Origin of the sequence: Solirubrobacter deserti, assembly GCF_027587175.1 — a bacterium.
Lineage (GTDB): Bacteria > Actinomycetota > Thermoleophilia > Solirubrobacterales > Solirubrobacteraceae > Solirubrobacter > Solirubrobacter deserti.
Genome location: NZ_JAPCID010000094.1, coordinates 1 through 11865, shown reverse-complemented (window position 1 = coordinate 11865; position 11865 = coordinate 1). Strand labels below are relative to the sequence as shown.

The following is an 11865-nucleotide window of genomic DNA, read 5'->3' as shown; positions in this document are numbered from 1 at the left end:
CCCTGGCCATGGCGGCCGCGCGGCGGGCGCCGGCGGCGGTTGCGGCGCGCCGGGCCGCCGCTCGCGTGCGGGCGGGCCGTCGCCGTGGCGAAGCCGGTGCCCTCGAACTCGCCGTGCAGCTGCAGCGCGGCCGCGATCTTGCCGACGTCCTTGGCCTGCTCGGCCTCGACGAAGGTGATCCCGATGCCGCTCGCGCCCGCGCGGCCGGTGCGGCCGATGCGGTGCACGTACGACTCACGGTCATCCGGCGCGTCGAAGTTGATCACGTGGCTGACGCCTTCGACGTCGATGCCGCGGGCGGCGACATCGGTCGCGACGAGCGTGTTGACCTTGCCCGACTCGAACGCGGCCAGCGCGCGCTCGCGCTGGTTCTGGGACTTGTTGCCGTGCATGGCGACGGCCTTGATGCCCTGGCCCTCGAGGCGCTTGACGAGCCGGTCGGCGCCGCGCTTGGTGCGCACGAACACGAGCGCCAGCTCGGCGTCGTTGAGCTCGGCGACGAGCGCGGGCAGGCGCGACTCGCGGTCGACCGCGCGGAAGCGGTGCTCGATCTCGCCGCGCGAGGACTCGGTCGGCTTGTGCTCGTGCGTGACGGCCTCGTAGGTGTACTCGGCCGCGATGCGGCCGGCCTCACCGTCGAGCGTCGCGCTGAAGAACAGCGTCTGCCGGTCCTCGGGGCACTGGTTGACGAGCCGGTCGACCGCCGGGCGGAAACCCATGTCGAGCATGCGATCGGCCTCGTCGAGGACGAGGATCTCGATGTCGGCGAGCGACAGCGCGTTGCGCGCGAGCAGGTCCTCGAGGCGGCCGGGCGTCGCGACGATCATGTGCGCCGCGCGGGCGTTCTTGATCTGCTTCTCGAAGCCGACGCCGCCGTAGACGGACGCGACACGCACGCCGCGCGCCTCGGCGAGCGGCCGCAGCTCCTCGACGATCTGGCTCACGAGCTCACGCGTCGGCGCGAGCACGAGCGCCGCGGTACGGCGGTGCTTGGGGTCCAGCTGATCGATCGTCGGCGCGCCGAACGCGATCGTCTTGCCCGAGCCCGTGGGGGACTTGGCCAGCACGTCGCGGCCGTCGAGGACGTCCTCGATCACGAGGGCCTGGATGGCGAAGGGGGATTCCATGCCGTTCTCGGCGAGCGCGCGCACGACGGGCTGCGACAGGCCGAGATCGGCAAAAGACTTCTGGGACAAAGAAACTCCTAAGGGGGCGGCACGGGGAGCGGCCGCGAACGGTCTGGGGAGGCTGTGACGAACCCCAAACCGCCCGGGTGGCGGACTCAAGTGCGCTCGAACCTCACGAGCAGCCGGATGCCGCCCGTGCCTTGGATCCTAGCGTGGTTTCTCCGCGCGCACCTGGTAGGGCGACATGAACCCGCTCTCGAAGCCCTGCCGGGAGACGCGCAGGTAGATGCGCCAGACGCGCACGCGCTCATCGCCCGCGAGCTCGCGGGCCCGGTCGATGTTGGCCTCGAAGCGGCGCTGCCACTCGAGCAGCGTGCGCGCGTAGTCGTCCGGGAAGTCCTCGACGTGGCGGGTGTGCAGGCCGGCGCGCTCGATCGCCGTCTGGATGCGTGAGACGTGCAGCGGCGCCGCGTCCGGCCAGACGTAGCGCTCCGAGAACGGGCCGGCCTCGGCGTCGCCGACGCGCAACCGCGCGATCCCGTGGTTGAGCAGCGTCCCGCCCGGCTTGAGCAAGGAGGCGAGCTTGGCCATGTAGGCGTCGATGTTCACCGAGCCGACGTGCTCGACCATGCCGATCGAGGCGATCGCGTCGAACGTCTGGCCCTGCAGCTCGCGGTAGTCCATCACGCGGATGTCGACGTCGAGCCCCGCCGCGCGCTCGCGCGCGAGCTCGGCCTGCGGCTCGGAGAGCGTGATCCCGGTGACGTGCACGCCGTGCTCGCGCGCCGCGTGGATCGCGAACGCGCCCCAGCCGCAGCCCACGTCCAGCACGCGCATGCCCGGCTTGAGCCCGAGCTTCGTGCAGACGAGCTCGAGCTTGGTGCGCTGCGCCTCCTCGAGCGTCTCGGCCCCGCGCGACCAGATCGCGCACGAGTAGGTCATCGACTCGTCCAGGAACAGCGAGAAGAACTCGTTGGACAGGTTGTAGTGGTGCGTGACCGAGCGTTTGTCGCGCAGGATGCTGTGCCGCGCGCCCTTGGGCCGGAACTCCATCGCCGGCACCCGCGGCACCCGTCGCAGCGCGCCGGCCTTCACCGCGCCGCGCGCGATCTTGAGCTTGGCCGCGTTGTCCATCGGCGGCGGCGACCACTGCGAGATCAGCGCCAGCGCGGAGTCCATGTCGTCGACCTCGATCCCGCCGCTCACGTACGCGCGGCCGACGCCCAGCTGCGACGGCGCGCGCAGGATGTGCCCGAGCGCGACGGGCGAGGTGAGGATGAAGGTCGGCCCGTCCTCAGCGCTGGTCGCCGGCAGCTCGGTGCCGTCCCAGAGGCGGAGCGTGAACGGGCGGTGCGGCAGTGCCTCCGCCAGCGCGGCGCGGAGGTCTTCAGTCACGTTGCGAGCTTGGCGGCCTGTCGTTCGGGTGTCACGCGGACCACGTCCCAGGCGAGGCCGGTCTTCTCCAGCCCCCAGATCACCCATGCGGAAGGATCGAAGTTCCATCGGTTCAAACCATGACGGGCCGACGTGGGAAACGCATGATGGTTGTTGTGCCACGCCTCGCCGAAGGTGAAGAACGACAGCCACCAGACGTTGCGTGACTCGTCGCCGGTCTCGAACCGGCGGCGGCCGAAGAAGTGGCACAGCGAGTTGATGCTGTAGGTCGCGTGGTGGAGCACCAGCATGCGCACGGCGCCGCCCCACAGCAGCCCGGTCAGCGCCGTGGCGAGCGAGCCGCCGATCGCCCAGCCGAGCAGGAACGGCACGGCGAGGCCGGCCAGCACCCACAGCAGGAACGTGCGGTTGATGAAGGACACGATCGGGTCCTTCATCAGGTCCGGCGCGTAGCGCGTCTTCAGGCCGCGTTCGGTGTGGATGAACAGCCACCCCACATGGGCGTGGAACAGGCCGTTGAGCGCGCCCTTGAGCCCGTGCCCGTGGTCCACGTGCGGCGAATGCGGGTCGCCCGGCTTGTCGGAGAACGTGTGGTGCTTGCGGTGGTCGGCGACCCACGAGATCACCGGGCCCTCGATCGCGGCGCTGCCGAGCGCGGCGAGGATCGCGCGCACGGCCTTGGTCGTCTTGAACGAGCGGTGCGTGAACAGGCGGTGGAAGCCGACCGTGATGCCCAGGCCGGTCGAGACGTACATGATCGCGAACACGATCAGGTCGCTCCAGCCCAGCAGCTCCGACCACACCTGCCAGGCCACGAGACCGAGCGCAAGGATCGGCAGCACCGTCACCGTGCCGGTCAGGAACCGGTCGAGGTTCTCGTTGGCGACGGGTTGGACGTCGTCACGGGTGGGCTGAGTGGCCGTCATGCCGCGCCAGTGTGTCACGTCCGCGCAAGTTCGCGACACGAAGTGCGTTCAGGCCTTACATGATCCGCCGCCTCCTGCTCGCCTCCGCGACGGTCGCGTCGCTGGCCCTCACCGCCGCCCCCGCGCACGCCATCGTGGGCGGGTCCAACGCCCCCGCGGGCGCATATCCCTCGATCGTCGAGGTCAAGCTCGCCAAGAGCTTTTTGTGCACGGGCACGCTCGTGGCGCCGGACTGGATTCTGACCGCCGGCCACTGCGGATCGGTCACGGGCAGCGCGGTGGCGACGCCGATCGCGTTCCCCGGCCCGCTGATCGACGTCTACATCGGCGGGACGACGCCAGGCGCGGGTGAGACCGTTCCCGTCACGCGGGCGATCATCCCGCCCGACTACCTCCTCACGCAGGGCCACGACGTCACGCTGCTCCAGCTTGCCCGCCCCTCCGCGCAGGCGCCGACGAAGGTCGCGGGTGCCGCCGACGCCGGCGCCTGGGCGCCCGGGACCGTCGGCACGATCGCGGGCTGGGGCGCGACGTCCGAGGGCGGCGACACGCCGGAGACGCTCCAGCACGCGCAGGTGCCGATCACCGGCGACGACTACTGCGCGGGCGCCTACAGCGCGTTCGACGCCGAGACGATGGTGTGCGCCGGCTACCCCGAGGGCGGGATCGACACCTGCCAGGGCGACTCCGGCGGCCCGCTGTACGGGACGACGGCGACCGGTGAGCGGCGCGTCGTCGGCGCGACGAGCTTCGGCGAGGGCTGCGCGCGCCCCGGCAAGCCCGGCGTGTACGCGCGGGTGGCCGACACCGAGCTGCGTACCTGGATCGCGTCCGTGGCTCCGGCCGCGGTCGGCTAACGGCGCTTGGGCTTCTTCTCGTGCTTGGGTTTCTTGCTCTTGGGCTTCGCGGGTGTCTTGACCTTGACCGTCCGCTGCTCGACGCCGACCGGCCCGCTGGGACCGCGCGCCTCGATCCGGACCCGGTACCGGCCCCGCCCCGGCGGGCGCCAGTCGAAGGAGTGCGTCCCGCGGGGGAGCTTCGCGAAGTCGCGTGAGACGCTCATCCCGCGCGCGCCCCACACGCGCACCTTCACGCTCGACACCTTCGAGAGCGTGAAGCGCACCGTGCGCGTGCGGTCCCACCGGGTGCCCTTCAGCGACGCGAGCCCGATCCGCGTGGGTTCGCGCTCGTAGCGCGCGAAGCGCCGGCTGGTGCCGCAGTAGGCCTTCGCGCGCGTGCGGTCGCACAGCCCGTCGAGGAAGCCGGCCGTCAGCGAGTGGTAGCTGAGCGTGGACTCGGCGCCGCGCTCGGAGTACAGCGACCAGGCGCCGGTGTCGTACTCGCCCAGTTCGCGCCGCGCCGCGCGGTCACCTGCGCGGAACAGCTTTCGCGCGCGCGAAGAGTGCAGCAGCGCGGCCGTGTCGCGCAGGCCAAGCACGGCCTGCAGGCCGCCGTTGAGCACCCGGTGCGACGGCGAGAACGAATACAGCAGATAGTGCTTGCCGCCCGGCACCGACACGGCGACGCCGTGCGGCGCGGCCTCCTCGAACGCGCCCAGCGCGCGCTCGGCTGCGCGCCTCCAGCGCTTGTGCCCGAGCGCCCGGTAGCCGCGCGCGAGCGCCTGGGTGGCCGTCGCCTGCGTCATCCCGCTCACCCACGGCGGCGCGCCCGTCCCGAACGCGAAGTAGTACTCCCACGCGAGAAAGCCGCTGCGGCGGGCGCCGAGCGACGCGAGCCGGTCGAGCGAACGCGTCAACGTCGCTTGACGGCAGGTGTCCTTGCGGGTCTTCGAACGCAGCGCGTCCAGGCACGCCCGAGCGACCGCGTTCGCGCGGCCCCAGCTCGCGAGCGGCTGGAGCTGCAGGCCCTTGCCGGGGTAGTACTGGAAGATCGCGGGGTCGCGCCCGAACGTCGTCCGCCAGCCCGGGGCGGGCACGGGCTGCTTGGCCCAGAAGCGCGCGTTCTGGCGCAGGATCAGGAACGTCGGACGCAGCCGATCCGACGTCAGCTGCCGCGCGGCCGCGAGGCTGCGCACCGCACCCACGACGTAGCCGAGCTCCGCGGCTCGGACTCCGGACAGCTTGGCCAGGGTCGCGTTCGCGTCGGTCCATTCGCCGCGCATCGACGCCTCGGCGCCCGCCGTGATCCGGCCCGTGAGCCGCGCCACCCGCAGCGCGCCCTCGACGCTGCGGCTGCGTCGCATGCGGGCGATCTCCGACCGTAGTGCCGCTTCCGCCGCCCGGCGCTGCTCGGCGCGCACCTCGAACGCGCCCGTCTTGGCCGGGAGCCGGTCGGGCGCGTCGTAGCGCGACGGCGTCTTGACCGGCTCCTGCGGGGACGTCTCGCTGCAGCCGGTCAGGACCAGCACCGCCACTACGACAGCCCTCCACCACTTCACGGGTCCACCATGCCACCGAATCCGGGACAATGAGCTAGACGATCGGGAAGGAGAGAGGCCGCATGCAAGGACTGATGTCGCAGTACCCGCTCACGCTCACGAGCGTCTTCAACCGGGCGGAGCGACTGTTTCCCGACAAAGGGGTGGCGACCGTCCAGGCCGGCGGCATCGAGCGGATCACGTACCGCGAGTGGGCCGAGCGCACGCGCAAGCTCGCGTCCGTACTGGACACGCTGGGGATCTCCGAGGACGGCCGGGTCGCCACGTTCGCCTGGAACACGGCGCGACACCTGGAGTTGTACTTCGCCGCGCCCTGCAGCGGCCGGGTTCTGCACACGCTCAACATCCGTCTGTTCCCGGATGACATCGTCTACATCGCCGATCACGCCGAGGACGAGGTCGTGTTCGTGGACCGATCGCTGCTGAAGGTCTTCTGGCCGCTGCGCGAGCGGCTCTCGACGGTCAAGCACGTGGTCGTGATGGACGACGGCGTGCCCGAGGACATCCCGGACGGCGTGCTCGACTACGAGACGCTGCTGGCCGAGGCCGAGCCCGCGGAGTTCCCGGTGCTCGAAGACGAGAACCGCGCCGCGGCCATGTGTTACACGAGCGGCACCACCGGCCACCCGAAGGGAGTCGTCTACTCGCACCGCTCGACCGTCCTGCACTCGATGGGAGCGCTCGTGGTCGACGCGGCGGCCGTCTCTGAGAAAGACACCGTCATGCCCGTCGTCCCGATGTTCCACGCGAACGCCTGGGGCCTGTGTCAGGCGGCTGTGATGGCGGGATCGAATCTCGCCATGCCTGGGCCCAAGATGCAGCCTGCGGCGCTCGCGGACCTCATGGAGGGCGAGAAGGTGACGCTCGCGGCGGGCGTCCCGACGATCTGGATGGGCGTGCTGCCCGAGCTCAAGGGCCGCGACCTGTCGTCGCTGCGGGACATCGTGTGCGGCGGGTCGGCCGTGCCGAAGTCCCTGAGCGAGGCCTACCGCGAGCAGGTCGGGCTGCCGATCCTGCAGGCGTGGGGCATGACCGAGACCTCGCCGGTGGCGACCACGGGGCGGATCAAGTCGACACTGCTCGACTCCTCGGAGGAGGAGCTGGCGGACCTGCGCGCCGCCCAGGGCACGCCGATCCCGCTCGTGGAGCTGCGGATCGCCGACCCGGCGACGGGCGAGGAGCTGCCCTGGGACGGCGAGGCGCGCGGCGAGCTGCAGGCGATCGGGCCGTGGATCGCCCGCGCCTACTACAACGACGAGCGCTCCGGCGACTCCTTCACCGAGGACGGCTGGCTGCGCACGGGCGACGTCGCCACGATCTCCCCGAACGGCTACGTGCGGCTCGTGGACCGCACCAAGGACCTGGTCAAGTCCGGCGGCGAGTGGATCTCGTCGGTGGAGCTCGAGAACGCGATCATGGCCCACCCGAAGATCGCCGAGGCCGCCGTGATCGGCATCCCGGACGAGAAGTGGTCCGAGCGGCCGCTGGCGTGCGTCGTGCCCGAGGAGGGCGAGGAGATCACGCTTGACGAGCTGCGCGACTTCCTCGCCGAGCGCGTGCCGAAGTGGTGGCTCCCGAACGACCTGGAGATCATCGACGAGGTCCCGAAGACCTCGGTCGGGAAGTTCTCGAAGAAGACCCTGCGAGAACAATTCGCTGACAGGAAGGCCGCGGCCACCCAGTAGCCTCGCTGCCCGTGCGGGTAGTGGTTACAACGCTGACACTCTTTCTGTGTATGTGCACCGCCGCCTCGGCGGCGGTCACCACCGAGGTGCGCGACGGCGCGCTGCTGGTGACGGGGACGTCCGCGGACGAGTCCGTGACGCTGACCGAGGCCGGCGACGTGATCACGGTCGCGGCGGCCGGCGTGGCGGGCTGCACCGCGTGCCCCGTCACACCGGAGACGAGCATCAACGTGGCGCTCGACGCCGGCGACGACGTGCTGGACGCGTCCACGCTCGACCGTCCGGTGATCGTCGACGCGGCCAGCGGCGGCGACGAGGTCCGCACCGGCTCAGGCGCGGACGCGATCCGCGTCGTCGAGGCCGACAACCTCGTCTACGCCGGCGCGGGCGGCGACGTGCTGACGGGCGCGGGCGCGCTGCACGGCGAGGCGGGCGACGACTGGATCAACGGCGGCGGCACGCTCATGGGCGGGCCGGACGACGATCGCCTGATCGGCGTGTTCGCGCTCGCGATCGACGGCGGCGCCGGCCAGGACGTGCTCGAAGGCGGCTTCGGCCCGGACACGATCCTCGCGCGCGACGGCGAGCGCGACGAGCTGACGTGCGGCAACGGCGCCGACACCGTGCGCGGAGACCGTGTCGACGCGATCGGCGACGACTGCGAGGCCCGGGACCTGCCGACGATTGAGCAGACTCCGACGCCGACGCCCACCGAGACGGCGACGCCGACCGAAACGGCGATGCCGACCGAGACGGCGACGCCGTCGCCGGAGGCGAGCCCCGCGCCGAGCGCCGCACCGGTCGTCCTCGCCACCCCGCCGGCGCGCGACCTCACCGCGCCGACCGTCACCGCCCGGCTCGACGCACGCGTCAAGCGCACGCGGTTCGCGCGCTCCGGCGTCGTGGCGGACGTCCGCTGCTCGGAGACGTGCGCGGTCACGGTCCAGGTGCGGCTCCGCGCGCGCGACGCGAAGCGCCTGAAGGTGCCCCGCGTGATCGCGCGCGGCACCGGGACGGGTCGCGTCACCGCCAAGCCGGGGCCCGTGATCGCGCGCAAGCTGCGCGGCGCGTTGCGGGCGACGGTCAGCATCCGCGCTGTCGACGCCGCCGGCAACGCGCGGACCGTCACCCGGGTGCTGAAGCTCGAGCGCTAACGTGCCAACTCGGCACGGGTGTGTCGGGTCAGATCGAGCGAGGACGTCGGAGCGACATGAACTATCTGCTGACCCTGTACTACCGCGACGGCGAGGGCCCCCAGCAGGGCACGCCGGAGTTCGACGCCGAGATGAAGATCTGGAACGGCGTGCTCGAGGACATGAAGCGCGACGGCGTGTACGTCGCCGCGTCCGGCCTCAAGCCCGAGACGGCCACGACCCTGCGCCGCGAGACCGTCACCGACGGCCCGTACGCGGAGACCAAGGAGATCCTGTTCTCCTTCATCATCATCGACGTGCCGGACCTGGACGCCGCGCTCGCCTGGTCGCGCAAGCTGCCGTCGACCGAGTACGGCGCGGTTCAGATCCACGCCACCGAAGGGCTCGAGCTGGCGTGAGCGCCGACTCGCTCGAGCGGGCCTTCCGCGGCGAGCGGGGCGCGGTGCTCGCGACCATCACCCGCCGCCTGGACGGCGACCTCGCGCTGGCTGAGGACGTCGTGCAGGACGCGTTCGTGGCCGCGGCGGTCGAGTGGGACCGCCGCGGCGTGCCGGACCGGCCGGGCGCGTGGCTGACGACGACCGCGTGGCGCAAGGCGCTCGACCGGCTGCGCCACCAACGCGTCGTCGACGCGCACGCTGCAGCGGCGGGAGAGACCGTGACGTGGGACGAGATCGACTGGGAGCAGTCGTCGCTGGAGGACGACCAACTGCGGATGCTGTTCGCCTGCTGCCATCCGGCGCTCTCGCCGGAGGCGCGGATGGCGCTCACGCTGCGCAGCGTCGCGGGGCTCACGGTGCCCGAGATCGCACGCGCGTTCATCTCCACCGAGCCGGCGATGGAGCGCCGGCTCACACGGGCGCGCAACAAGGTCTCCCAGGGGCGGATCCCGTTCCGGGTGCCCAGCGACGATCTGCTGCCCGAACGGCTCGCCGGCGTGCTGCGCGTCGTCTACCTGATCTTCAACGAGGGGCACGCCGCCACCCGCGGCGACCTGCGCGCCGAGGGCGTGCGGCTCGCGCGGCTGCTCGCCCGCCTGATGCCCGACACGGCCGAGGCGCTCGGCCTGCTCGCGCTGCTGCTGCTCACCGACGCGCGCACGCCGGCGCGGCTGCGCGGGGACGAGCTCGTGGCGTTGGCCGAGCAGGACCGCGCGCTGTGGGACGGCGCGCTGATCGCCGAGGGCGTGGCCGTGCTCGAGCGCGCGCTGCGGCTCCCGCATCCCGGTGCGTACACGATCCAGGCCGCGATCGCGGCGCTGCACGACCAGGCGCCGTCGTTCGCCGCGACCGACTGGTCGCAGATCGCCGGGCTCTACGGCGAGCTCGCGCGTATCGACGCTTCGCCCGTGGTGACGATCAACCGCGCCGTCGCCGTCGGGTTCGCTGACGGCCCGGCGGCGGGGCTGGAGCTGCTGGACGCCGTCGAGGGCCTCGAGCGCTACGTGTCGCTGCACGCCGCGCGGGCCGAGCTGCTGGGCCGGCTCGGCGACGCGGCCGGCGCGGACGCCGCGTACGCCCGCGCCATCGCCCTCTCCGCGCACGAGCACGAGCGCGCGGCGCTCATCCGGCGCCGGACGGGGCGCTCGCCGACTCGCTGAGCGCCCGCTCGACGACCCGCGCGACCTCGACCCGCGACGACACCCCGAGCTTGTGAAAAAGGTTGCGCAGGTGCGTCTCCACCGTCTTGGTCGACAGGTAGAGCTCGGCGGCGATCTCCGCGTTCGTGCGCCGGTCCACCACGAGCCGCGCGACCTGCAGCTCGCGCTCAGTCAGCGACCCGATCTCGCTCGCGCCCGACCGCCGGTACCGGCTGCGCCGCCCGAGCCGCCGCAGCTCCCGCTCGGCGGCGTCCCGGTGCCCGGACGCGTCGTGGCGTTCGAAGCGCTCCGCGGCCTGCTCGAGCTCGGCCGCCGCCCGCTCGGCGTCCCCGTGCGCGGCGAACGCCTGACCGGCGAGCAGCCGGCTCAGCGCGGCCTGCACGGGCGCTCCGCACGCCTCGAACGCCGCGGCGGACCGCAGGGCGAGCCGCGCCGCCTCGGCGCTGTCGCCCGCGAGGGCGAGCGCCGCGGCCGCGCGGTCGGCCATCGCCCCCGCCGAGCCCAGCCCCAGGTGCTCGGCCCACGCCTGGGCGAGCGCGGCGCTGCGGGCGGCGTCGTCGCGCCGCTGCTGCGCGAGCCGCGTGCGGGTCAGCAGCTCGAGCGAGTCCGCGCGCCACCGGCCCGGCACTCGTGGCAGGCCTTCACCGCCGCCGGCTTCGAGCAGGGCCGCTTCGGCGCCGGCCGGGTCGCCGTCGGCCAGCAGTGCCGCGGCGAGCGCGTGGCCGGTGCCCGTGGTCGGGAACGACGGCTCCGCACCGGCCAGCAGCTGCGCGCCTTCACGGGCGGTGGTGAGCGCGGTCGCGTGGTCGCCGACCGCCGACGCCGCGAACGAGCGGCCGAACAGGTTCCAGGCGAGGCCTTGGGCGTGCCCGCCGACGCGCGCGGACTCGATGGCCACGTCGAACACCTCGATCGCTTCGCGTAGGCGGCCGAGCATCGTCCGGATCGTGCCGGTCCAGAACAGGATCGGCAGGAACAGCCCTTGACCGCTGGCCTCCGCGATCGCGAGGGCACGCTCGATGTGCCGGCTCGCCGCATCCGGCCGGTCGAGCAGGATCTCGGCACCGGCGAGCCCGACCATCGCCAGGTCCAGGTGCCGCACGAGCGCCGCGGCGGGCAGCACGTCCGCGAGCGCCGCGGCCTCCTCCCGCGCCGCGAGCGCCGCCGGAACGTCGCCGGAGAACGCCCCTGCGAGCGCCATCAGCCCGAGCGCGGACGCCATCAGCCCCTGCCCGTCCGTCGTCCGCGCCGCCGCGAGCGCCCGCCGCGCGCGATCGCGCATCGCCGCGTAGTCCATGGCGTAGAACGCGTTGCGCGCGAGGCTGAGCTGCAGCAACGCCGCGGCCGGCCCGTCCTCGCCGGGCAACGCCCGCAGCCCGGCCTCGAGCCGGGCCGTCGCCTCCTGGTGGCGCCCGAGCAGGTGCTCGAGCGCCGCGCACCGCGCGAGTAGCGGCACGTCGCCCGGCGCCAGCGCGAGCGCTTCGAGCGTGGCCGCGTGCGCCTCACGCCACTCGCCCGCCGCCATCCGGGTCTCCGCGAGGGCCGCAAGGAGGTCCGCGCGCGCCGAGGTGGCGGCGGCC

At 72.8% G+C, this 11865-nt stretch carries 10 protein-coding genes; 5 read left to right on the top strand and 5 right to left on the bottom strand.

Annotated features, from left to right (window positions below; genetic code table 11):
* From OJ962_RS33620 to OJ962_RS33610, 3 genes are all read right to left on the bottom strand, one after another.
* Window positions 1–1196, bottom strand: a 1196-nt coding sequence (locus OJ962_RS33620; RefSeq protein WP_270006922.1) for a DEAD/DEAH box helicase, incomplete at its 3' end; no start/stop codon positions are given.
* A 138-nt stretch (window positions 1197–1334) separates the two neighbouring features.
* On the bottom strand, window positions 1335–2522 hold the full coding sequence (locus tag OJ962_RS33615; RefSeq protein ID WP_202956537.1) for an SAM-dependent methyltransferase: 1188 nt from the start codon (window positions 2520–2522) through the stop codon (window positions 1335–1337).
* Entirely contained in the window at window positions 2519–3448 is a 930-nt protein-coding gene (locus OJ962_RS33610; protein WP_202956538.1) for an acyl-CoA desaturase, read from the bottom strand. Before OJ962_RS33610 ends, OJ962_RS33615 begins: the two co-directional genes overlap by 4 nt.
* 59 nt (window positions 3449–3507) lie before the next feature.
* Here OJ962_RS33610 and OJ962_RS33605 point away from each other — a divergent pair, with 59 nt between their 5' ends.
* Entirely contained in the window at window positions 3508–4305 is a 798-nt protein-coding gene (locus OJ962_RS33605) for a S1 family peptidase (RefSeq protein WP_202956539.1), read from the top strand.
* Here OJ962_RS33605 and OJ962_RS33600 read toward each other — a convergent pair.
* Window positions 4302–5822, bottom strand: coding sequence for a D-glucuronyl C5-epimerase family protein (locus OJ962_RS33600; protein ID WP_202956540.1), 1521 nt, complete (start codon window positions 5820–5822; stop codon window positions 4302–4304). The two genes, OJ962_RS33605 and OJ962_RS33600, sit on opposite strands and share 4 nt — an antisense overlap.
* A gap of 86 nt (window positions 5823–5908) precedes the next feature.
* Here OJ962_RS33600 and OJ962_RS33595 point away from each other — a divergent pair, with 86 nt between their 5' ends.
* Genes OJ962_RS33595 through OJ962_RS33580 form a run of 4 tightly spaced genes read left to right on the top strand, consistent with a single transcriptional unit; the run spans window position 5909 to window position 10285 of the window.
* Window positions 5909–7531, top strand: coding sequence for a long-chain fatty acid--CoA ligase (locus tag OJ962_RS33595; protein WP_202956541.1), 1623 nt, complete (start codon window positions 5909–5911; stop codon window positions 7529–7531).
* Window positions 7532–7581: 50 nt separating this feature from the next.
* Window positions 7582–8685: a calcium-binding protein gene (locus OJ962_RS33590; RefSeq protein ID WP_202956542.1), complete on the top strand. Its 1104-nt coding sequence runs from the start codon at window positions 7582–7584 to the stop codon at window positions 8683–8685.
* A gap of 56 nt (window positions 8686–8741) precedes the next feature.
* Window positions 8742–9083: a YciI family protein gene (locus OJ962_RS33585; protein WP_202956543.1), complete on the top strand. Its 342-nt coding sequence runs from the start codon at window positions 8742–8744 to the stop codon at window positions 9081–9083.
* Window positions 9080–10285 carry an RNA polymerase sigma factor gene (locus tag OJ962_RS33580; RefSeq protein ID WP_202956544.1) on the top strand — a complete coding sequence of 402 codons (1206 nt, stop codon included), beginning with the start codon at window positions 9080–9082 and terminating at the stop codon, window positions 10283–10285. The genes OJ962_RS33585 and OJ962_RS33580 overlap by 4 nt, the downstream gene beginning before the upstream one ends.
* On the opposite strand, the gene OJ962_RS33575 is transcribed toward OJ962_RS33580, so the two are convergent.
* A partial coding sequence (locus OJ962_RS33575; protein WP_270006921.1) for a helix-turn-helix transcriptional regulator occupies window positions 10248–11865 on the bottom strand: 1618 nt, incomplete at its 5' end. The genes OJ962_RS33580 and OJ962_RS33575 overlap by 38 nt on opposite strands.

Excerpts from the sequence above, each read along its gene's own strand:
- OJ962_RS33610 (WP_202956538.1), bottom strand. The coding sequence starts at position 3,448 with ATGACGGCCACTCAGCCCACCCGTGACGACGTCCAACCCGTCGCCAAC.
- OJ962_RS33605 (WP_202956539.1), top strand. The coding sequence starts at position 3,508 with ATGATCCGCCGCCTCCTGCTCGCCTCCGCGACGGTCGCGTCGCTGGCC.
- OJ962_RS33595 (WP_202956541.1), top strand. The coding sequence starts at position 5,909 with ATGCAAGGACTGATGTCGCAGTACCCGCTCACGCTCACGAGCGTCTTC.
- OJ962_RS33590 (WP_202956542.1), top strand. The coding sequence starts at position 7,582 with ATGTGCACCGCCGCCTCGGCGGCGGTCACCACCGAGGTGCGCGACGGC.
- OJ962_RS33585 (WP_202956543.1), top strand. The coding sequence starts at position 8,742 with ATGAACTATCTGCTGACCCTGTACTACCGCGACGGCGAGGGCCCCCAG.